Source organism: Flavobacterium sp. Leaf82 (assembly GCF_001422725.1).
In the GTDB taxonomy this organism is placed as follows: Bacteria; Bacteroidota; Bacteroidia; order Flavobacteriales; family Flavobacteriaceae; genus Flavobacterium.
Genome location: NZ_LMMA01000012.1, coordinates 91190 through 114224, shown reverse-complemented (window position 1 = coordinate 114224; position 23035 = coordinate 91190). Strand labels below are relative to the sequence as shown.

Here is a 23035-nt window from a genome sequence, read left to right as displayed (position 1 = left end):
GGTTTTTTATTTATTTATTTTTCTCTATTTCATTCGTTTTCTATCGGTAAACGGTAAAATCAAAGTTTTACGTGATAGTGAATTCAAAATCATTTTAGAGATGGCAAATCTAAATGTGAATACGTGTTTGTAACTGCCTTAAAAAGTTTATAAACCACGAGAATAAGACATTTTATTCAAACAAACCCAGACATTATAAGGATCATCTGGTATTTCTATTTATCAATTAATTCAAAGTTTTCAGGGTATCCACTATTTTTTACGATAAAGAGTATCGCATTTCAAAAGTTAAAAAAGCTTTTATTTAAAAATAACGCGAAACAATGCTTTGATAAAAGGTATTTTAGGGCATTTTAAAATTACCTGAAGATCCTGAGCTAAACTGGTTTCTTCATCGAGAAACTTAAAGATCAAAGCAGGATTTCCTTTTTTGAACATTGACGAAAAAATAGTACTTCCCAATTCATTATGACGATAAAGTATATCCAAAAGCAATAAATCATAAAACCAAAATCGGCTTTTTTTATGAAACCCTGTCATTGTAAGAGTCGAAGAATCGTTTTGAAGAAACCTAACTAATTCCGCAGATTTTTTATCCGAATTTCTAAAAGTATAACCCGTACTTGCTTTTGTCCATCCGCCGGCAGTTCCTATATTTAGAACACGTTTCGTGTTTTTTTTCCAAAAAGGATAAGAAGTCATCGGAATACTTCCCTGCTCTTTTTCAACAATTTCATATTGATCAATTCTTAAATTCTTTAGATAGATTTGAATCTCATTTTCGTATTCTTCTTTTGGAAGAAGATTTTCAGAAAACAACGTATATTCAACTAAAGCTTGAGTTTTAGAAGTGGGCAAAACATACATAAAGCGCGTATTTCCTTTTTGCTCAATCGAAAAATCCATAAAAGTCGCTTTCTTCGGATTGAAAACCTCAACTTCTGTTTTTACAAACCAACCCACAAAATGTTGTTGCAAAACCGGATATTTAGTTTGGCTCAAGGCAAAAGCTTTGGTATAAATACTATTGAATAAATAATCGCAAGTATATCTGTTCGCTTCTGTACCTACAAAAACGTGGGTTTCGAGTTCGTTGATATCAGTTACTTTTTCACTTAAAAAAGTAACATTTGAATGTTTTGAAAGTTCATCAAAAACAAAATTATAAAAATCCAATCCTCGAATTTGATTGTATTGATACGGTTTCAGATCTAAATCACGTTTGAAATCTTCATTGGCAAACAAAGCAAAATCCCATTTTTTAGAGATAATCGAATTCCATAATGTTTGCTCTTCTGCCCAAAAACACCAGGTTCGATCATTTATCTTTTTCGAATCCTGATCCAGCAACAAAATTGATTTGTTGGAGAATTTTCCAGACAATACCATTTTATAAACGGTCATCAAGGCAGATAAACCTGTTCCGGTAAAGATGTAATTAAAGTGCTTGATTTGCGAAGAATTCATTCTCAAAAATATGAATTTTATTCCTTTAGTTTTTCTAAAAGAAGTTTAAAATCCCTTGGATTAAGATAGTTATTATATTGTAAGATAATTTCCCTTTTTTCATTCAAAACACACAAAACCGGATATACGATTTGATTGTTCATCGTTCCTAATTGCAAAGCCAGTTCATGAACTCCAACATTATTACCTGAAGGCTGGTATTTAAAAATATGATTATCGAAAGTAATATCTCGTTTTTCCTCAGCATTTAAATCGATAAAATAAAAATCAGAATTCAGTTTTTCGATAATTTCCTGATTTTTGAAAGTCGTTTGCTTCATTCTCAGGCAAAACTGACACCAATTTGTGTGAATGAAAACGACTATTTTTTTCTTTTGAATTTGCTGTAAACTATCAACTTCTTCAAAAGATCTGCTTTTTAACTGGCAAAATCCTGTTGAAGTAAATCCGAAGAAGATTATAAGTAAAATTAGCTTTTTCATTTGTGCTTTTTTTTGCCACTCCCGATAACTATTGGGATTCACAGATTAAAATGATTTTAAAAAAAAACGAGAAAAATTTGCCACAAATTTCACAAATTATCACGAATTTAATTAGCGTAAATTAGTGCAATTCGTGGCAAAAAAATCATTTTAATTTGTGACATTAAACTTTATCTCAAAGTATATCGCAACCCAAAAAAACCGCGAATAGTCTGGTTTTGTCCATAAACATAAGTTGTATCAAATGTCAAACCATACGGATTATCAGGTGTCACCAATACTTTTCCAGCTGAATCATATTGCACATTTTTATCAAAAGGATCATTTGTTCTTGAAATCAAAAACGGATTGTTTTGTTTTGGCGTAAAGTTCAATAGGTTTTTTATTCCTCCATAAAGTTCAAAATTCTTCCATCCAAAATACGTAAACTGAATATTCTGAATACTATACCAAGGCGATTTTGGACTTCTTGGATCCAGATCGCTCAACAAAGGCAACTTCATTGGGCTGTAAACATTTCCGGTATAATCTAGTAATAAATTTAAGGAATCTATTTTATACGAAATGCTCCAGGTTGCAGTAAAATTCTCCGTTAAAAAAGGAGTTTCTGAAATTCCGTTTTCGACATTTTTATTATCTAAAACAGTAGCTCCAAGAATCATTTTTAATCCCGTTGGAAAATTGACATCAACATTCGTGCTTATTCCCTGACTAATTGCGTAACCATTAATATTGTCATATATAATTTTATTTGGATCAGTTTCATAATCTGATATGATCTTATTGCTAAAACGGGTATAAAAAGCCGTTGTTTCGATGCCTATAAAAATTCCGTTAGTAAAGTTTATTTTCTGAATGTAATTCAAATTCGCATTTATGGACTGTTCCGGTTTCAAATTGCTTTTCAGTACAACATCTCTCGAACCTGTAAGTGCAGCGTGATCTTCGGTAAATAAATTCACAACACGAAATCCGGTTCCGGCGTTGAAACGAAAAATTGTATTTTCATTCGTTTTCCATCGATACGCTACTCTTGGCGTATAAATTGAACCATGAATAGAATTATAATCGTAACGCATTCCCAGCAAAACCTGACTTTTAGGAGAAAGTGTAATTTCGTCCTGAACAAAAATTCCCGGTAACCAAGTACTCTCTGCTTCCTTTGTGGCAGTTGTATTATCGTCATAATACGAATATCGATTCGCAATACCGGCAAGAAAATCATTTCGACCAATTTTTTTATCCCAGGTCAATTGCAGGAAACCTATCTTTTGATTGGCAATATATGACGTTGTCCCGTAACGGCTGTCCTGATAATGCACATTTCCAGAGAACGAAAGCATCAGTTTTTCTTCAAAAGGCAATTGATAACTTCCTATTAATTCCCCTCTTTTAGTATAAATACTTTCGCCGTAAATTTCGTCGCCGCCACGGTATTTTTTCTCCCAACGAACATCTCCGCCCCAGCGATCTTCATACATTCCACGTGCTGCAATCGTAAATAAGCGATTATCTTCTCTTTGAAAATTCCACTTATTAAAAACCGAAATCCTTTGAGAAAGTGTGACATCAGTAAATCCATCCTTATCTTTATCTACAACCTCATTGTAATCGAAGTAATTGATTCCTAAAAGCGTTGTTGATTTTTTAGTCGGACTAAATTTCATTCCCAAATCAACATTCGTTTCTAGGTATGATGTCGTAAAAACATCTGCAGAAAACAAAGGTGCGTTTGTTGGATTTTTGGTAATAATGTTAATTAAACCGCCAACCGCTTCACTTCCGTAAAGAGAAGATGCCGGACCTTTTACAATTTCAATACGCTCAACTAATGAATTGGGAATTCCGGATAATCCATAAACTGTTGAAAGGCTGCTCACAATTGGCATTCCGTCAATTAAAACCAAAGTATAAGGACCTTCAAGCCCATTTATATGAATATCTCCTGTATTGCAAACGCCACAATTTAACTGCGGACGAACTCCGTTTATATTCTGAAGTGCTTCATAAATACTGGGAGTTGGATTTCTTTTAAAGAAAACAGGCGAATAAACCTCAACCGGAACAGCGCTTTCTAAACGTTTGACTGCTTTAAGAGTTCCGGAAACTACAACTTCATTCAGCTGATTTTCGTTATCGGTCAATTCAAAATCATAAGATTGAATAGAATCTTTAATAACTTCTATTTTCTTCTTTAAAGTCTGAAAACCCATTTGAGAAACCTGAATAGTATAATTTCCAATATCGACATTTTCTAACGTATAATGGCCTAAACTATCTGAAACTGTTTTATGTTTTGTTCCTAATAAATGAACATTTACTAATTGCAATTTATGACCTTCTCCAGATATAAAACCTGATACAGAAGTAGTTTCTTGCGCAAACGAAATTTGTAAACCAAACAAAAGCAATATCAAAAATAGTTTTTTCATTGTTGTAAAATTAATTTTAGACAAATCTAAAAATTAAATTTGATAAATATTGATTTTAAATTTAGAAATTTATAACTCTAATCAATTCAATATGTTATATTTCTATTTTTAAAAAGATAAGTCAAAGTCATCCCGTTTTTGATAGCGTTCAGTTTTAAGTAATGAAAATATCAACAAAAACTAAAAAAGGGCTTTAGGCAAACCTATAAGATTTTGCTAAAGCCCTTTTTTAATTCAATAGTATTTCCTTAGCTGAAGCAAGAAGTGATACAGAAAAGTCTATAAAAGCTAATATGTTTAAATCTTAAACTCTTCATCTATCAATTGTTTATTCATCATTGCTCCGGCAAAAGATCCAGAAGAAACTGCCATAGCAACAGATCTTGCCTGAATATGGCAATCGCCACTGGCAAAAATCCCGGGAATTGTAGTTTTTTGAAAAGCATCTACTTTCAACAAACCTTGTTCTGTCAAATCGCAGCCTAAAAATTCCGGCAAAGGACAATGTTGCTTAAAAGGGGCTTTGAAATAAATAGCTTTCAAGGATATTTTTGATTCATTGGTGAAGACAAGATTCTTAATAGTTCCATTTTCATGCTCAACAGCTTTTATTTCATCTTCGATAATTTCTACATTATGTTTTCTAAGAATTTGGCTTTGTTCTAATGTTAAAGTCGATTTTCCGTTGGTTAATAATCTTAAATCTTTCGTCCAGTTCAATATCATTTTTGCAAATTCAAAACCTATATCACCATTTGCGATAATAGCCGTTTTCTCTTTTTTTACTTCATAACCATGGCAATACGGACAATGTAGAATCGAAATTCCCCAACACTCAGCAAAACCAGGAATTTCCGGAAGTAAATCTTTTACACCGGTTGCAAATAATAATTTTCTGGACGTAAAGATTTTTCCTGATTCGGTTTTGATTTCAAAGCCGTTTTCAGTTTTCATGGCGCTTATTGCAAGACCGTTATAAAACTGAACCGTATTATAAAAGTCTACTTGCGTTTTGGCTTTCGCCGAAATAACAGCTGGCTTTTCACCATCATGCGTTATAAAATTATGCGAATGCGGCGTTTGTCTGTTGCAAGGCAAACCGCTATCAATCACTAAAACTTTTCGCAGCGATCGTCCCAAACTCATGGCAGCCGAAAGTCCGCTATAATTTCCTCCAACAATAATTACTTCAAAATCTGTTTCTTGTATCATAACTTTATATTTAATGATTGCTGTTTTTATGTAATTTGTAATTAATTAAATGTCCAATGATCATTCCTATTCCACCAATAAAAATTAGGTCGAGATGAATATCAAGAACAATCTCGCTTAAAACACTAATCCATATTAATGCCATTGAAATAATCAGAATAGAGGAAACCAAAAGATTTGATTTCTTAATTATCTTTACAATTGCAAAAAGTCCGATCGTCGCAAATAACAAATCGACGAATGGATTGTGACTTATACCCAAAGGCAGAATCGTAAGAAGCGGAAAAACCAAACAATGAACTAAACAAATAGTCGCGCTCGAAATTCCTAAAATATCGTAAAAGGGTGTGCTTGTTTTCTTCATTTTCAGTACTTTTGCTTAATGCAATTTTGTTGCAAATATACAAGATTATTTTAATTGCAACATTGTTGCGATAATATTTTTTAATACATTAAAATGAAAACAACAAGAAATACAGCAGCAAAGACAGCCGTTTTAGAGATTTTTGAGAAATCTAAAACCGCGCTCTCTCATACCGAAATTCAAAAACAAACGGGAGATTTATGCGATCGTGTTACGATCTACAGAATATTAGACCGATTGGTAAATGATGATATCATACATAAAATTGTAAATCTTGACGGAACTGTAAAGTATGCAAAATGCCATCATCACGCCCAACGTGTGCACATTCATAACCATGCTCATTTTAGTTGTGAAAAATGTTTAGAGATAACATGTCTTGAAAATGTAAAGCCGAGTTATATCATTCCGCACAATTATAAAGTAAATGACATAAACTTTACATTGTCAGGATTGTGTCCAAATTGTTTAAATTCTAACATTTAACTTTTAGACTCGCCTAAAAAAATTGTTGTGCTAATATAATTTATACTTATATTTGTTCAAACAACATTTTTACAATGGGTAAATCTTTAGAAGAAGTTCATCAATCGGTTGCAACAGAGCATAAAAAAACAGGATTCAGAAAAATATTAGCCTTTTTAGGTCCGGCATATTTAGTAAGTGTAGGATATATGGATCCGGGAAACTGGGCAACAGATATTGCTGGCGGTAGTCAGTTTGGATATTCTTTGCTTTGGGTTTTATTAATGAGTAATTTAATGGCTTTGTTATTGCAAAGCTTAAGTGCACGTCTGGGTATTGTAACCCAACGTGATTTAGCGCAAGCTTCAAGAGAAACTTACTCCAAGTTCATCAACTATATTCTCTACTTTCTTGCCGAAATTGCAATTGCCGCCTGTGATCTTGCCGAAGTTCTGGGAATGGCAATCGGGATTAATCTTCTTTTTGACATTCCGCTTATCGAAGGGGTTTTGATTACTGTCTTAGATACTTTCTTATTGCTTTTCCTAATTAATAAAGGAATTCGAAAAATGGAAGCCTTTATAATTGTTTTGGTAGCGATTATTGGATTTTCTTTTATTTTCGAAATGATCTTTGCAGAACCGGAACTGGACAAAGTGCTTTACGGACTTATTCCGTCAATGCCTAATTCTGCTGCCTTATATATCGCCATTGGTATTATTGGTGCGACTGTAATGCCGCACAACTTATATTTGCATTCCTCTTTAGTTCAAACCAGAAAATTTGACAGAACTCCAGCCGGAATCAAACAAGCATTGAAATATAACTTTATAGATTCTACAATAGCCCTAAACCTTGCTTTTTTTGTAAACGCCGCCATTTTGATCTTGGCTGCAGCCACATTTTATAAAAACGGAATGTTTGAAGTTGCGGAAATTCAGGATGCACATCAATTTCTGGAACCTTTATTGGGGACAAAATGGGCGCCTGTTTTATTTGCCGTTGCTTTGATCGCGGCAGGACAAAGTTCTACCGTAACCGGAACTTTAGCCGGACAAATCGTAATGGAAGGATATTTGAATTTAAGAATTCAGCCTTGGGTTCGCCGAATTATTACGCGTTTAATTGCCATTGTTCCGGCAGTAATCGTGATTTTGATTTATGGAGAAAGCGTAACAGGAAAACTTTTAATCCTGAGTCAGGTAATTTTGAGTTTACAATTGGGGTTTGCCATTATTCCGCTAATTCACTTTGTAAGCGACAAAACCAAGATGAAAGGATTTCATATTTCTAAAACAACTCAGGTTGCCGCCTGGATTATTGCTTTGATCATCGTTTCATTAAATGCAAAACTGGTTTATGATGAAATCACTTCATGGCTTGAAAACTCCAGTCACCCAACAATCCTTTGGCTAACAGTTGTTCCTCTGGCTTTTGGATTTCTTGCTTTGCTGTTATATATCATTGCAAAACCTTTTATCGCAAGAGCAAAATCGAATATCGAAAACCATTCACCTCATCATTTAAAATTAGTTTATACACCAAAAGAAAGTTACGGCAAGAAAAACATAGCGATTTCAGTCGATTTTTCTAAAGCCGATGAAGCTGCACTAAACAATGCCTTTGAATTGGGCGGAATCGATGCGCAATATACCTTAATTCACATTGTAGAAACTGTTGGCGCATTAATGTACGGAGTTCACGTTGACGATCACGAAACGACTATCGACGAAAAATTATTATTAGAATATAAAGAGATGCTTTCGCAGAAAGGCTTCAGGATAGAAACTGAACTTGGTTTTGGAAAACCTAACGCCGTGATTCCGAAGATTATCAATCAGGGAAATTTTGACATTCTGGTTATGGGAACCCACGGCCACACTGGATTAAAAGATATTTTATTTGGTACAACCGTAGATAAATTGAGACATAAAATTTCAATACCTTTGTTAATTGTTAAAAGATAGGCTCAAAGTGACAGAGCAACAAAGGCACAAAGATTTAAAACCTTTGAACCTTTGTGCCTCTGAACCTTTGCCCCTCAAAAAATAAAAGAAATGACTTTTTCAGAAGAAAATTATCTTAAATCGATCTATCATCTTACGGCTTCAAATGATGCCGAAGTCAGCACGAATGCTATTGCCGAAATGATGGAGACCAAAGCTTCATCGGTTACGGATATGCTTAAAAAGCTTTCTGAGAAAGATTTAGTAAATTATAAAAAGTATCAGGGCGTATCTTTGACCGAAAACGGAAAACTTGCGGCTAAAATGATCGTCAGAAAACATCGTTTATGGGAAGTTTTCCTTGTTGAAAAACTAAATTTCTCCTGGGATGAAGTCCACGATATTGCAGAACAACTGGAACACATCAAATCAGAACAATTGATTAATCGTTTGGATGATTTTCTGGGAAATCCTACCGAAGATCCGCATGGCGACCCGATTCCGGATGCCAACGGAAGAATTGTTAAGATCGAGAAACACTTACTTTCTGAATTAACTGAAAACCAAACCGGAATTTGCGTGGGTGTAAAAGATACTTCATCAGAATTTTTACAATATCTGGACAAACAAGGAATTGCTTTAGGTTCTCAAATCGAACTTTTATCTAAGGAATCTTTCGATTTATCTGTAAAGATTAAAATTGATGGTCGTGAATTATCAATTTCTAATAAGATCGCTTCGAATTTGTTTGTGAAGCTGGTTTAGAGTCATTTAACGTAAATTCGCTAAGAATTGCGAAGTGTTTACAAAGATTTTTATTTTTTTGTTAGACTGAGCGAAGTCGAAGTCCAGTTTGCTGAATCACTTTGCGGGGCTTCGACTTCGCTCAGCCTGACAAACGAGGCATTATACTTTATGATGCAAAAAGTTTCATCAAAGTCAGTTTTTAGCCCCGATAGTAGCGACATCCTTTGCTTGCCTTCTTTAGGCAAGTAAAGATATAGCGGATAGCGGGATTAGCTCCTAAATCCAATAAAAGTTATTTAAACGATTCCCTTCTCTATCATTTCCAACATTACAGGCGAAGCGTTCTTGAATGTTGGTTCTTGCTCGATGATACTTCCTGCGTTCTTTTTATTTACTTTAAATGTCACATCATTATCTGTGGTAAACAATAAAGCGGTCAAAAACGGATTTTTGATGTAGGTTCCTAATACCATTAAAGCTTCGTCTAAAGTATGCGTACTTTCGATTTCTTCGGTTTTATAACGTGTTGTTAAAGCTATGGAATAGGTATTGTCTTCGTTTATCGCCAAACGGAAGTAGATGTTTTTGATCTCGGTATCACCGATGGTTTTTGCTAAAGTAAGTTTGGCAAAAGTTCCGGCTTTGATGCTTTCTTTAACGCGTTCGCAAAAAAGAGCGAATATTGGTTCGTACATTTTTTTTAAGGTTCTAGGTTTTGAGATGCTAAGGTTCTAAGTTTTTAAAACCTTTGTCTATTATATTTAACCGCAAAGTTCGCAAAGTTTTTCGCAAAGGACACAAGGAAATTAAAAACTTTGCGAACCTAGCGTAAATCTTAGCTCTCGATAGCTATCTGGATTGCGGTTATAAAAAATTACTTTCCTGTAAATTCAGCTTTTCTTTTTTCTAAGAATGCTGTTGTTCCTTCTTTAAAATCCTGGGTTCCGAAACATTTTCCGAATGATTTTATTTCGGTATCAAAACCATTTTTCCCATCTGTATAATTGGCATTGATTGCTTTTATGGCTTTACCAATTGCAAAAGGAGCATTTTTGATGATTTTTTGAGCAATAACATTTGTAAAAGACAAAAGTTCTGCTTGCGAAACCACATGATTTACTAAACCATATTGTTGGGCTTCTTCTGCAGAAATCATTGCTGCGGTCATAATCATTTCCATTGCGCGGCCTTTACCTACTAATTGTGGTAAACGCTGTGTTCCTCCATAACCCGGAATTAATCCTAAAGTTACTTCCGGCAATCCCATCTTTGCATTGTCTGATGCTACTCTAAAATGACACGCCATTGCAAGTTCTAATCCACCACCAAGAGCAAAACCATTAACGGCTGCAATTACAGGTTTCTTTAGATTCTCTATATAATCGAATAATGTTTCTTGTCCTTCGGCTGCTAATTGAGCGCCTTCGACAATCGTATAATTGGCAAATTCTGAGATATCAGCTCCGGCTACAAATGCTTTTTCACCAAATCCTGTTACTATAATTACACGAACATCATCGTTTTTACCTAATAGTTTAAAGGCTTTACTCAAGTCGCTGATAGTCGCTTTGTTTAAGGCATTTAACTTTGTAGGTCTATTAATGGTTACGGTCGCAATTTTTTCTTCAATCGAGATTAAAAGATTTTCGTAGTTCATGACGGTTAGTTTATGAGTTTGTTATGGGTAAAGAAACCCTAAATGTGGTTCCTTTTCCGTATGTTGATTCAAAGATAATTGTTCCTTTGTAATTTTCGATAATGTTTTTTATAATTCCGAGTCCAAGTCCCATTCCACTTGTTTTGGTGGTAAATTTTGGTTCAAAGATTCGACCTGTGTCCAGTTTCTGAATCCCGATTCCGTTGTCTCTTACCGCAATTTCAACATTATTGTTTATACGTTTTACCGTAACAACAATAGATTTATGAAACTGGCTTTCCGGAATTGCCTGCGTTGCATTTTTAACCAGATTGGTAATCACACGAATCAATTGGGTTCGATCCATTTTTGAAATGATTTCCTCTTCTTCGCTTTCGAAAACAATATAATCTTCGTTGAAAATATCTAATGCTAATTCGACCACTTCAACCACATTTAAGGTTTCGTTTTGCTGCGCCGGCATAGAAGCAAAATTCGAAAATGCCGATGCCACCGCGGTCATGGTGTCTATTTGCTGAATTAAAGTTTCGGAGTAATCGTTTAATTTTTGCTTTACATCCGGAGCCGTTGGATCGAACTTACGTTGAAAACTCTGCACGGTTAACCTCATCGGCGTAAGCGGATTTTTAATTTCGTGCGCGACTTGTTTTGCCATTTCGCGCCACGCTTCTTCACGCTCGCTTTGTGCTAGTTTTATGGCGCTTGTCTCTAATTTGTCGACCATTCCGTTATAGGCTTTTATCAGGAAGTTGACTTCTTTGCTATTGGCTTCTAATACGATTTTCTCGTTTTTCTGATCCAGATTGGTTTCTTCTAAACGATCTGAAATGGTTTTTAGTGATTTTGTAATATAAGTCGAAAGAAAATATGCTAAAGCAAAAGCTACAACCAACATAAACGAATACACCTGACTTAAACGAATCAGGAAAGTATTTAATTCGTTGTCATAATAACCATCGTCTTCTAAGTAAGGAAGATTTAGGATTCCAAGCGGTTTGAATTTTTCGTCTTTGATTAAACTGTATGAAGATCGATTTTTGACTCCGTCGATGGTTTTAATATCTACAAATCGTTTTTCGATAGAAGAACGAACCAGTTTCAAAATATATTCCGGAATTGGCGGTGCTACTTTATCTACGGCAAAGGATTCTTTTGAGGATTTAAGTAATTTCCCGTCAAGGCTGTAAATATTGATTTCGATTTTGTGAATCTGCGCTAACTCGTGAATTTTATCTTTAAAGATAAGATCGAGATTTCCGGTTTTTAAAGGATAAGTTGTAGTCGATAAAACATAATTGATATGTTCTTTTACTGCATTTTCTTTTCGTTCAAGGCGTTCCTGATGGTATTCTTTTGCTTCATTCTTAAACTGAATAATCGAAATGGAAGCTAATAAAAATGATGCCACAACAATCAATACAATCATCGAAAGGAAAATCCTAACACGCAATGAAAGCATCGACATTTTGAAGTTGTTAAACATAGTTTTTTAGTATTCAGTCTCAGTATTCAGTCTCAGTCTCAGCATAAACTGAAAACTGAGACTGCAACTGAAAACTATTTTCTTTCTCTTATTCGTTTATAAAATCGGAAACCCAACATAATGATGATCGAGAATAAAAAGATTCCGATTACGCCGAAAATCCAGTTGATGGCACTTTTTAAAACTACTAAAAAAACCACGGCAAAAAGTATAATGGTTGCACCTTCATTCCATAAACGCATAAAATTGTTAGTATATTTTACTTCATCATTTTGTAACTGCTTAAATATTTGATGACATTTTGCATGATACAAATACAATAAGAAAACAAAACACAATTTCACATGCATCCAGGGCATTTTTAGCCAGGCTTGTCCTAAGTCTGTAAAAAGCAACATCCAAAAAGCAAAAATACTCGCCAAAATTGCTGACGGCCAAGTAATAATATACCACAAACGGTATGTCATTATTTTGTATTGTGCTTGTAGAATTTCCTTTTCAGGTGAAGGTTTTTCGTTGGCTTCTATTTGGTACACAAATAAGCGCACAATATAAAACAATCCCGCAAACCAGGTTATTACAAAAATAAGATGCAGTGATTTTAGATAGTTATAATATTCCATTTATTATTTGTTTCAAGTTTTAAGTTTAAGGTTTTTTTTAAAGTTGATTATAACTTGAAACCTTAAACTTAAAACAAATATTATTGGTCACAATATGCGTCCACTATAAAGTCTTTTTTCTTTACTCTTTGTTCTATTTTCTATTTAGCCCAATCGTTAATCCAATTTCCAACTGTTTCGCACCATTCGTCATCATCATTCAAACACGGAATTGCTAAGAAATTCCCGCCTCCGTTTTTCTCGAAGTCTTCTTTGGCACGCATTGCAATTTCTTCCAGTGTTTCTAAACAATCAGATACAAATGCAGGCGTAACAACCGCAAGATTTTTGATTCCTTTTCCTGGCATTTTGTCGATTTCAACATCAGTATAAGGCTCTAACCATTTGTCTCCTGCTAAACGTGACTGAAAAGTCAGACTGTATTTATCTTCAGGAAGTCCTAATAATTTCACCACTTGTTTTGTCGTTTCATAACATTGGTGACGGTAACAGAAATCATGTGCCGGCGATGGTGTATTACAACAAGAACCATCAATTTTACAATGTGATTTTGTTACATCGGTTTTGCGAATGTGACGTTCCGGGATTCCGTGGTATGAAAATAATAAATGATCGTAATCAAAACCAACTAAATGTTTCTGAATGGAATCTGCCAAATTCTTGATATAATCCGGTTTGTTGTAAAACGCAGGAACATCGGTAAAAGTCATTTGAGGAAATTTCTTTTTACGAATTTCTTCTGCTTTTACTAAAATAGTCAAAGTCGAAGCCATTGCGTATTGCGGATATAATGGAAAAAGCAATACTTCTGTAACTCCTCTATCATGTAATTCCTGAAGCCCTTTTTCGATAGTCATGCTTCCGTAACGCATTGCAAGCGAAACCGGAACATTTACCAAAGGCTGTACTTTTTTCTGCATTCTTTCAGAAAGCACTACTAACGGAGAACCTTCATCCCACCAAATTTTTGCGTAAGCATGTGCTGATTCTTCTGGTCTTTTTCGTAAAATAATACCACGAACCAATAAAGCTCTCAATAAATACGGAACATCGATCACGTATTTATCCATTAAAAATTCGTCTAAGTATGGTTTTACATCTTTTGGTGTTGGACTTTCCGGAGATCCTAAGTTTACTAATAATACGCCTTTCATTATATTTTTTCTTGCTTTAGGCTTTAAGCTTTAGGCTTTAAGCATTTGTTTTTTAAATTTTCTTCAAAAGTAGGTTTTGCTGCTTTTTAGAAATATGATAAATGTTATTTTTTATTTATGTTCTGATATATAAAATTGATTTGTTAGAATTTTTCACGCAGAAATTCTGTTCTTATAAATTCAATAGATTGTTTATAATAATCGTTGTTATCCCAATCTCCAATTTCAATTTGAGTTTTCCAATTATTTAAACAGATTACTTCGCACTCAGGTTCTAATTGAATAGAAAATAGGATATTTCCGTCATTATAAATCGCATAACTATCTTCAAGTTGAGCACCAAAAACACATTTTTCAGTACTTTTTGTTGCTTTATAGTATTTCAAATATTTGAAAACGTCAGGCAATTCCTTTTTAATTACATTATAAATATCTTTACCAAATCGATTATAACGCACTAATACATCTTCAAATTTTTCTTGCACGTATTCTTGGTGATCACCTAATATTTCAGTTTCCATTATTTTATTGGGTACATTTAAATAATTGAGTTACACATTCGTATTAATCGACATCAAATATTTCTTCGGAGTTGTCGCAAACTTTTTCTTGAAGGCTGCTATAAAGTGGCTTCCAGTGCTGTAACCAATTTTCAATCCTACTTCATTTACATTATAAGATCCGCTGTCTAATAATTTTCGGGCGAAATCCATTTTGTAATCAAATAGAAAACCGTAAACTGTGTCACCGTAAATTTGTTTGAAACCCATTTTAAGTTTCTTCAAATTCAAACCAATTTCATCTGCTAATTCCTGTAAACCCGGAGGTTCAGCCATATTCGCGATAATGATTTCTTTGGCTTTTCTAATTTTTAGAACGTTATCTTCATCAATCAAAAACGGACATTGTTCTGCATTTGGATCTTCGGTTCTGTTGAAATATAAACTCAGCAATTCGTATCCTTTTCCTTTATAATAAAGATTTTTTATCGACGGATGTAAGTTATAATGAAACAGTTGACTCAAAACAATCGCCATCGACGGACTAATATTTCCTTCGTTATAATACTTTTTGTCTTTATTATCAGGACTTAAAAAAGTAATATAGTCTGCTTCTGCAGAAAACAACGCGTGAAATTTCTTGATGGATACAATTACAGAGATTACCCACGAATTTGGAGCCAACTCTAAATTCAATGGTAATTCTTTCTGCGGATTGTACAAAAGCAACGATTTTTCTTCTTTCAAATCTAAAGCATAACTGCCCTGATTGAACAAGAACTTGGCATTGCCTTTTATTCCGAAATGAAACTGTATCAAGCCACTACCAACTTCGTGTTGTCCGAAAAAGGGTTCTGAACTGTCATTTTGAAAACGAATTAGCGTAAAGTCGTCTTCAATTTTAATAATTTCCTGAGAACTCATAGCGATATTTTTTTAGAACAAAAATCTAGACAATTGCAATATCTTATTTAGAATCACTCTAAACAAAACATTTCTAACAAGTTGATTTTGCTACAAAAATACTTCTTTTTGCATAAAAACAGCTGTTTAGAAACAAAAAATCACGCAGCGATACAAAAAGTACTTTCAGCGTTACTTTTATAAAGACTATAGTGATAATTTTGTTGCACTTTTATGAAAGTGAATTTATGGAAAACAATAACGTACCTAAACATCTTTATTTTTACTCAGTTGGTCTGAGTTATAAAAAAGCCGATGCTGAGGTAAGAGGTAAATTTAGTTTGGATGCAATTGCAAAAACGCGTTTGCTGGAACAGGCTAAAGAAGAAGGAATAGAAAGTTTAATTGTCACTTCGACTTGCAACAGAACCGAGATCTATGGTTTTGCAGAACATCCATTTCAATTAATAAAACTAATTTGTGATAACAGCAACGGTTCTGTCGATGCTTTTCAGAAAGTTGGTTTTGTCTACAAAAATCAAGAAGCCATTAGTCATATGTTTCGCGTAGGAACTGGTTTAGACAGTCAGATCTTAGGTGATTTTGAGATTATATCACAAATAAAAACCTGTTTTGCACATTCAAAATCAATGGGTTTAGCAAATGCTTTCTTAGAAAGACTGGTAAACGCCGTAATTCAGGCGAGCAAAAAAATCAAAAACGAAACAGAAATTAGTTCAGGCGCAACATCTGTTTCTTTTGCATCAGTACAATACATTATTAAAAATGTAGAAGATATTGGTAATAAAAATATTTTACTTTTTGGAACAGGAAAAATCGGAAGAAATACTTGCGAGAATCTTGTAAAACATACCAAAAATGAACACATTACTTTAATAAACAGAACGAAAGACAAAGCCGAGAAATTGGCAGGAAAACTTAATCTGATTGTTAAAGATTATTCAGAGTTACACTTGGAACTTCAAAAAGCTGATGTTGTGGTTGTTGCTACAGGCGCTCAAAACCCAACAGTTGACAAAGCCATTTTAAATCTAAAGAAACCTTTATTGATTTTAGATTTATCGATTCCTAAAAACGTTCATGAAAATGTAGAGGAATTAGAAGGCGTAACGTTGATTCATATGGATTATTTATCACAATTGACAGATGAAACTCTTGAAAACAGAAAATTACATATTCCTGCTGCCGAAGCTATTATCGAAGAAGTAAAAGAGGAATTCGTTACCTGGACAAAAGGAAGAAAATTTGCTCCAACAATAAATGCTTTAAAAGAAAAACTGAATGCTATTAAAGTTTCAGAATTAGATTTTCAAAGCAGAAAAATTGCAGATTTTAATGAAGCCCAAGCTGAAATTATCAGTAACAGAATCATCCAGAAAATCACTACACATTTCGCAAATCATTTAAAAGACGACGACACCATGGTTGATGAAAGCATCGAATGGATTGAAAAAGTCTTTAAGATAAAAGCATCTTAGTTTTTTACCATTAAGATATTAAGACAATTAAGCTTTGCGGCTAAAACATGACAAAATATTTTACCATTAAGATATTAAGAAAGTTAAGCTTTGTGGTTAAAAATTAATAAAAGGAAATCATTATAATTAAGATAAATTAAGCATTGTGCTAAACAAGACAACCTTAATTAAAAGAATAAAAAGTTCTATGACAAAAAAAGAGGTTACACAATTAGCTTATGAAATTACGGGTTTTGCCATAAAAGTGCACAAAGCATTAGGGCCTGGACTTTTAGAAAGCATATATGAACAATGCCTCAAATACGAATTAGAACAAAATGGATATTACGTTAAACAACAACTAGTTGTTAAAATAGATTATTACGATCTTGAATTAGAATCTGATTTAAGAATTGATTTACTTGTGAATGATTGTGTTGTTGTAGAATTAAAAGCAATAGAAAATCTTTTACCAATTCACGAAGCACAATTACTAACGTACATGAAATTGCTACAAAGACCTCAGGGTTTATTAATTAATTTCAATACTTTAAATATTACAAAATCAATGAAACCGCTGGTGAATGAGTTCTTTTCAAGATTGCAAGATTGAGAAAAAAATTGAACCATTAAGAGATTAAGAAAAATTAAGCTTTGCGCTTATTCGTATTTCCTTAATAAACTTAATATCTTAATGGTAAAAAAAACAAAAACCTTGGTTTTAAATATAAATAATGGCTGAAAAAACAATCAGAATTGGAACTCGCGATAGCGAATTAGCACTTTGGCAAGCACATACTGTCGAAAAAAAACTAAACGACTTAGGTTATAAAACCGAGATTGTTGCGGTAAAATCTACAGGCGATATTATTCTTGACAAACCGCTGTACGAACTTGGAATCACTGGAATTTTCACTAAAACTTTAGACATTGCTATGATCAATGGTAGTATCGATATTGCGGTTCATTCTATGAAAGACGTTCCAACTGCTTTACCAAAAGGTATTGTTCAGGCAGCAGTTTTAGAAAGAGCCAATGTTTTAGACATTCTAGTTCATAAAGGCAATCCTGATTTTGCAAATCCAAGTACGATTGCAACCGGAAGTTTAAGACGTCAGGCACAATGGTTCAACAAATATCCTAATCATACAGTAGTTGATTTACGCGGAAACGTAAACACTCGTATGCAAAAACTGGAAGACAATAATTGGGACGGAGCTGTTTTTGCCGCTGCAGGTTTGGAGCGCATTAACCTGAAACCCGGAAATTATATCGATCTTGATTGGATGATTCCTGCACCGGCTCAAGGTGCAATGCTTGTTGTGGCAATGGAAAATGACAATTATACGCTGGATGCGCTTTCTCAATTGAATCATATCGAAACTGAAATTTGTACCTATATAGAGCGTCAATTTCTAAGAACACTTGAAGGTGGTTGTACAGCACCAATTGGAGCGTTAGTAAATTATAATGAAGACGAAGATACTTTGCACTTTCAAGGGGTTTTACTTTCTATTGATGGAAAACAAAAATTGGAAATCGACAAAACAGTTGATATTTCAGAATGGAAAAAACTAGGTTTCTTCGCAGCTCAGGAAATCCTGAACAATGGCGGAACTGAATTGATGGCATCTATTAAAGAATCTTTAAAAAAATAATGAGTAAATCAATTCAAATATTATCTACAAAAAAGCTGTCGGGCGAACAAAAACAAGCATTGGTAAAAGCCAATATTGAAGTTATCGAAGCTGATTTTATTCAAACTCAAAACAAACCTTTCGAACTAAAAGACCTCAACGAAAATCTAATTTTTACGAGTCAGAATGCGGTTCATAGCGTTTTATCGAATCCTGAATCAGAAAAACTAAAAAGCAAAAATGTATTTTGTGTAGGTTTAAAAACCAAAATTCTATTATCTGAAAATGGTTTTAATGTTGTGGCTTACACGGGTTATGCTGCAGATTTAGCCGAAATCATTACTTTGATTTACCGTAACGAAAGCTATACTTTTTTTAGCGGAAACCTTCGTAGAGAAACGTTACCAAAAGCATTAAAAGATGCTGATGTCAAATTGAATGAAATTCAGGTTTATGATACATCATTAGTTCCGCAGAAGATAAAAACTACAGCGGACGGAATTTTATTTTTTAGTCCTTCTGGCGTTGAAAGTTATTTAAAAGACAATACAATTAAGAAAGAAAAGTGCTTTTGTATAGGAGAAACCACCGCAGAAGCTTTAGATAAAATTACCAAAAACATCATCATTGCAGATCAGCCTACAGTTGAAGACGTAATCGAAGATGTAATTGTTGAATATAGCAATAAGCTTTAGGCTATAAGCCGTAAGCAAAAAACCAACACAGCTTAAAGCTCAAAGCCTAAAGCAGCAAGAAAAAAAACAAACACCGCTTAAAGCCTAAAGCTTAAAGCCTAAAGCAATAAAACAATGTTAAAAAACGACCTATTTTTAAAAGCATTAAAAGGAGAAACTGTTCAACGTCCGCCAGTATGGATGATGCGTCAAGCCGGAAGATATTTACCGGAATTTATCGCTTTGCGTGATAAATATGATTTCTTCACCCGTTGTCAAACCCCTGAATTGGCTGCTGAAATTACTGTTCAGCCTATTCGTAGAATTGCTCCGGATGCCGCAATTTTATTTTCGGATATCCTGGTTGTTCCGCAAGCAATGGGAATCGAAGTTTTAATGAAAGAAAATTTTGGTCCGTTTTTACCAAATCCAATTCGTTCATTGGCAGATGTTCACAGAGTTTACGTTCCGGACATTCAGGAAAGTTTAGGTTATGTAATGGATGCTATTAAATTGACTAAAGAAATGTTGAACGACGAAGTGCCATTAATTGGTTTCGCTGGTTCGCCCTGGACAATTTTCTGTTATGCTGTTGAAGGAAAAGGTTCTAAAAGTTTTGATACTGCAAAAGGATTCTGTTTCTCAAACCCTGCTGCAGCACATACATTATTACAAAAAATTACAGACACTACTATTTTATACTTAAAAGAAAAAGTAAAAGCGGGTGTTGATGCCGTTCAGATTTTTGATTCTTGGGGAGGAATGCTTTCTCCTGTTGATTATCAGGAATTTTCATGGAAATACATCAACCAAATCGTTGAAGCTTTAGCTGATCACGCTCCGGTTATTGTTTTCGGAAAAGGATGTTGGTTCGCTCTTGGCGAAATGGGTAAAAGTAGAGCTTCGGCACTTGGTGTAGACTGGACTTGTTCGGCTAGAAATGCTCGTTATTTGTCTGGTGGAAACATTACTTTACAAGGAAATTTCGATCCGTCAAGATTGCTTTCTCCAATTCCAACCATCAAAAAAATGGTTCACGAAATGATCGATGAGTTCGGAAAAGATAAATATATTGTAAATTTAGGTCACGGAATTTTACCAAATATTCCTGTAGACCATGCAAAAGCGTTTATTGACGCGGTTAAGGAATACGGGAACTAAACATAGTATTCAATTTTTAGTCGCAGTTTTCAGCTTAAAATCAGACTGAAAACTGCAACTGGGACTGAAAACTTAAAAAACCATATCCTAGATGTTTGCAAACATAAACTTCACCAGAAATTCTCCATTTTCTTTTATCGAATATGGTTTTCAGGCGTACTATGCGACTGTATTTTTGATGGTGTGGTTACATCCCGAAGAACACAATGTAAGTTTGATAAATGATTTGGCTATTTTAATGGCTTTTGAGTTTATCATGGTACATTCAGGAGTTTTTATGGCGGTTATGCCTAAAAAGCTATCGCTGTTTGTGTTTTTTCCCATGTACGGATTGTTTGCATTGGCATTTCATCATTCTGTAATCAATACAAATATTTTATACATTTATTTGTTAACCGTTTTAAACAGAATGCGTTTTGCTTTTTCGGATGTGAGTCCTGAAATTCGCGCATTACAAATAGGAAAATCGGTTGCTAAAGCAATGTTTTATTTCTTTTTAATTTTTGCAGTATGTTTTGCAAATGGTATAATTCCGAAGTTTGGATTAACGGATGAATTTTTAGAAAAATCCCATTATTTTGACACAGTAAAATCAAGCGGATTATTCATCGACAAACCATATGTTCCAATATGTATGGGATTTATATATTACTCATTGCCGGTTTTGTATTTTATTTACCGAACGATTAAAAACTTTGGAAGAACTAATACCTATACCGCACAAGAAGGTAAATTAATCTTTAGCCAAACGATCAATAATCAGAAATTTAAATCTGGTAAAAAACAATAAATCATGCTCAACAAAGGATTACGAGACAACGAAAGCATCAGAATTGACAATGTCCTGAAAACATTGCGCTCTCTTGATTTTGTGCCTAAAATGTTGAATGACGATGAAAAATTTGAAATTGAAAATCAACTTCAGGAACTCGGTTTAAACATTCAAATTATAGTTGATTATAATAATGAAGAGTTAATCGCATTATTAATCCACAATCAATTCGATTGGAATCAGCTGGAACAATTTGCTGATTTCTTAATCGATTTTCCCAAAGCAGAAAATTATAAATTTGAAGATAAAGCGTTAGCTATTTATCAATATATCCAGCAGGAAAGCAAGGTTTTTTCTTTTGGAATAAATGCTAAAATTGCTGCGGCTAAAAACAAATAGAGATGAGTTTTACAGATTGGAAAATAGAAACAATTGACAACATTCTTCCGGAAGAGTTTTACAACCTCATCGAAAAGAACAAAAAACATATTGAAAAAACTTTTCCAGTTACACTGGCCAATTCTGATTCTCTAAATAAAACGCAGATTTTTTTAAAAGTCAGTCTTGAGAAAGAGAAAAATAAAGAAGGCTATTACTTTTATGCCAGAGATATAAATACTAATACTTTAATTGGTTATTTGTGTGTTAAAACTATTGATTATCGCATTTCTAAATGCGAATTAGGTTATTTTATTGATCAAGATTATCAAGGAAAAGGAATCACGTCAAAAATGGTTTCTCATGCACTTGATTTTTGCTTTAATAAATTAATGCTAAACAAGGTTTTTATATGTACCTCAGAAATTAATTTGGCAAGCCAAAGAATTGCATTGAAACATAATTTTAAACAAGAAGGAATTTTACGAGACGAATTTAGAAACGGTGACGGCGAATTGCAAAACACTGTTTACTTAGGATTGCTTAAATCAGAATATAATAACGATGAAAGATAAATTTTACGCATACATACAAAAATTACAAGATCAGATTTGTTCCGGATTAGAAGCTGTTGACGGAACTACAAAATTCCGCGAAGATCTTTGGAAACGTCCGGAAGGCGGTGGCGGAAGAACACGTGTTATTGAAAACGGAAATGTTTTCGAAAAAGGCGGTGTAAACATTTCAGCCGTTCACGGAAAATTACCGGAAGCGATGCAAAAGATGTTTGGTGTTGGTGAAGCTGATTTCTTTGCCTGCGGATTAAGTTTGGTTTTACATCCAAAAAACCCTATGGTTCCTACTGTCCACGCTAATTGGCGATATTTTGAAATGTATGATGAATCTGGAAAAGTAATCGAACAATGGTTTGGCGGCGGACAGGATTTAACGCCTTATTATTTGTTTGAGGAAGATGCAAAACACTTTCATCAAACGTGTAAAACGGCTTGCGATAAACACAACCCAGAATTTTATCCAAAATATAAAAAACAATGCGACGCATATTTCTGGAATGCACATAGAAACGAAGCCCGCGGAATTGGTGGTTTATTCTTTGATTATTGCAAAGCAAATGAGCAAATGTCAATGGACGATTGGTACAATTTCGTAACCGAAGCTGGAAACAGTTTCCTTGAAGCCTATGTTCCAATAGTAGAAAGAAGAAAAAATCTGGAATATACTCCGGAAAACAGAACATGGCAGGAAATCCGTCGTGGTCGTTATGTTGAATTTAATCTGGTTCATGACAAAGGAACATTATTCGGTTTAAAAACCAACGGAAGAATTGAGAGTATTTTAATGAGCTTACCTCCGCATGTGCAATGGGTTTATGATCATCATGCAGAAGCTGGAAGTGAAGAAGAGACGGTTATTTTAACACTTGAAAATCCTAGGGAATGGATTTGATTAATTATATTTACAAAAAGCAAGAAAAAAGGA

Annotated in this window: 24 protein-coding genes; 12 read left to right on the top strand and 12 right to left on the bottom strand. The window is 33.9% G+C overall.

What is annotated here, in order from left to right; translation table 11 throughout:
• Nucleotides 1-300: 300 nt before the first annotated feature.
• The 5 genes from ASF10_RS09080 to ASF10_RS09060 form a co-directional block, all read right to left on the bottom strand.
• Nucleotides 301-1467: a lycopene cyclase family protein gene (locus tag ASF10_RS09080; protein ID WP_056247933.1), complete on the bottom strand. Its 1167-nt coding sequence runs from the start codon at nt 1465-1467 to the stop codon at nt 301-303.
• A 17-nt stretch (nt 1468-1484) separates the two neighbouring features.
• Entirely contained in the window at nt 1485-1949 is a 465-nt protein-coding gene (locus tag ASF10_RS09075; RefSeq protein WP_056247931.1) for a thioredoxin family protein, read from the bottom strand.
• 170 nt (nt 1950-2119) lie between these two features.
• Nucleotides 2120-4381, bottom strand: coding sequence for a TonB-dependent receptor (locus ASF10_RS09070; protein WP_056247928.1), 2262 nt, complete (start codon nt 4379-4381; stop codon nt 2120-2122).
• A gap of 297 nt (nt 4382-4678) precedes the next feature.
• Nucleotides 4679-5593 carry an NAD(P)/FAD-dependent oxidoreductase gene (locus tag ASF10_RS09065; protein WP_056247924.1) on the bottom strand — a complete coding sequence of 305 codons (915 nt, stop codon included), beginning with the start codon at nt 5591-5593 and terminating at the stop codon, nt 4679-4681.
• 10 nt (nt 5594-5603) lie between these two features.
• Entirely contained in the window at nt 5604-5957 is a 354-nt protein-coding gene (locus ASF10_RS09060; protein WP_056247922.1) for a MerC domain-containing protein, read from the bottom strand.
• A gap of 93 nt (nt 5958-6050) precedes the next feature.
• On the opposite strand from ASF10_RS09060, the gene ASF10_RS09055 reads away from it, so the two are divergent.
• The 3 genes from ASF10_RS09055 to ASF10_RS09045 all read left to right on the top strand — a co-directional run bounded on the left by ASF10_RS09055 (nt 6051) and on the right by ASF10_RS09045 (nt 9133).
• The gene (locus ASF10_RS09055; protein WP_056247919.1) at nt 6051-6443 is read left to right on the top strand and encodes a Fur family transcriptional regulator; all 393 of its coding nucleotides are present in this window, start codon (nt 6051-6053) and stop codon (nt 6441-6443) included.
• Nucleotides 6444-6517: 74 nt separating this feature from the next.
• The gene (locus tag ASF10_RS09050) at nt 6518-8389 is read left to right on the top strand and encodes an Nramp family divalent metal transporter (protein ID WP_056247914.1); all 1872 of its coding nucleotides are present in this window, start codon (nt 6518-6520) and stop codon (nt 8387-8389) included.
• 90 nt (nt 8390-8479) lie between these two features.
• Complete coding sequence (locus tag ASF10_RS09045; RefSeq protein ID WP_056247913.1) at nt 8480-9133, top strand: metal-dependent transcriptional regulator; 654 nt, start codon at nt 8480-8482, stop codon at nt 9131-9133.
• 278 nt (nt 9134-9411) lie between these two features.
• On the opposite strand, the gene ASF10_RS09040 is transcribed toward ASF10_RS09045, so the two are convergent.
• The 7 genes from ASF10_RS09040 to ASF10_RS09010 form a co-directional block, all read right to left on the bottom strand.
• Nucleotides 9412-9810, bottom strand: a complete 399-nt coding sequence (locus tag ASF10_RS09040) for a hypothetical protein (RefSeq protein WP_056247911.1) — start codon at nt 9808-9810, stop codon at nt 9412-9414.
• Nucleotides 9811-9989: 179 nt separating this feature from the next.
• Nucleotides 9990-10772, bottom strand: coding sequence for an enoyl-CoA hydratase/isomerase family protein (locus ASF10_RS09035; protein WP_056247909.1), 783 nt, complete (start codon nt 10770-10772; stop codon nt 9990-9992).
• A 10-nt stretch (nt 10773-10782) separates the two neighbouring features.
• Entirely contained in the window at nt 10783-12198 is a 1416-nt protein-coding gene (locus tag ASF10_RS09030; RefSeq protein WP_082472409.1) for an ATP-binding protein, read from the bottom strand.
• A 131-nt stretch (nt 12199-12329) separates the two neighbouring features.
• Complete coding sequence (locus tag ASF10_RS09025; protein WP_056247905.1) at nt 12330-12878, bottom strand: CopD family protein; 549 nt, start codon at nt 12876-12878, stop codon at nt 12330-12332.
• Nucleotides 12879-13018: 140 nt separating this feature from the next.
• Nucleotides 13019-14032 carry a ferrochelatase gene (gene hemH / locus ASF10_RS09020; protein WP_056247902.1) on the bottom strand — a complete coding sequence of 338 codons (1014 nt, stop codon included), beginning with the start codon at nt 14030-14032 and terminating at the stop codon, nt 13019-13021.
• A 143-nt stretch (nt 14033-14175) separates the two neighbouring features.
• Nucleotides 14176-14553, bottom strand: coding sequence for a hypothetical protein (locus ASF10_RS09015; protein ID WP_056247899.1), 378 nt, complete (start codon nt 14551-14553; stop codon nt 14176-14178).
• Between the two features lie 30 nt (nt 14554-14583).
• Entirely contained in the window at nt 14584-15456 is an 873-nt protein-coding gene (locus ASF10_RS09010; protein WP_056247889.1) for a helix-turn-helix domain-containing protein, read from the bottom strand.
• A gap of 227 nt (nt 15457-15683) precedes the next feature.
• Here ASF10_RS09010 and hemA point away from each other — a divergent pair, with 227 nt between their 5' ends.
• From hemA to hemF, 9 genes are all read left to right on the top strand, one after another.
• Nucleotides 15684-16934: a glutamyl-tRNA reductase gene (hemA, locus tag ASF10_RS09005; RefSeq protein ID WP_056247886.1), complete on the top strand. Its 1251-nt coding sequence runs from the start codon at nt 15684-15686 to the stop codon at nt 16932-16934.
• A 187-nt stretch (nt 16935-17121) separates the two neighbouring features.
• Entirely contained in the window at nt 17122-17526 is a 405-nt protein-coding gene (locus tag ASF10_RS09000) for a GxxExxY protein (protein ID WP_056247883.1), read from the top strand.
• Between the two features lie 121 nt (nt 17527-17647).
• Nucleotides 17648-18571, top strand: a complete 924-nt coding sequence (gene hemC / locus ASF10_RS08995; protein ID WP_056247880.1) for a hydroxymethylbilane synthase — start codon at nt 17648-17650, stop codon at nt 18569-18571.
• Complete coding sequence (locus tag ASF10_RS08990) at nt 18571-19245, top strand: uroporphyrinogen-III synthase (protein ID WP_056247877.1); 675 nt, start codon at nt 18571-18573, stop codon at nt 19243-19245. Before hemC ends, ASF10_RS08990 begins: the two co-directional genes overlap by 1 nt.
• A gap of 114 nt (nt 19246-19359) precedes the next feature.
• Entirely contained in the window at nt 19360-20385 is a 1026-nt protein-coding gene (gene hemE / locus ASF10_RS08985) for a uroporphyrinogen decarboxylase (RefSeq protein ID WP_035687261.1), read from the top strand.
• Between the two features lie 91 nt (nt 20386-20476).
• On the top strand, nt 20477-21175 hold the full coding sequence (locus ASF10_RS08980; RefSeq protein WP_056247871.1) for a hypothetical protein: 699 nt from the start codon (nt 20477-20479) through the stop codon (nt 21173-21175).
• A gap of 3 nt (nt 21176-21178) precedes the next feature.
• Entirely contained in the window at nt 21179-21556 is a 378-nt protein-coding gene (locus tag ASF10_RS08975) for a hypothetical protein (RefSeq protein ID WP_056247867.1), read from the top strand.
• Nucleotides 21557-21558: 2 nt separating this feature from the next.
• On the top strand, nt 21559-22110 hold the full coding sequence (locus ASF10_RS08970; RefSeq protein ID WP_056247866.1) for a GNAT family N-acetyltransferase: 552 nt from the start codon (nt 21559-21561) through the stop codon (nt 22108-22110).
• Nucleotides 22100-23002: an oxygen-dependent coproporphyrinogen oxidase gene (gene hemF, locus ASF10_RS08965; RefSeq protein WP_056247864.1), complete on the top strand. Its 903-nt coding sequence runs from the start codon at nt 22100-22102 to the stop codon at nt 23000-23002. Before ASF10_RS08970 ends, hemF begins: the two co-directional genes overlap by 11 nt.
• Nucleotides 23003-23035: the final 33 nt, after the last annotated feature.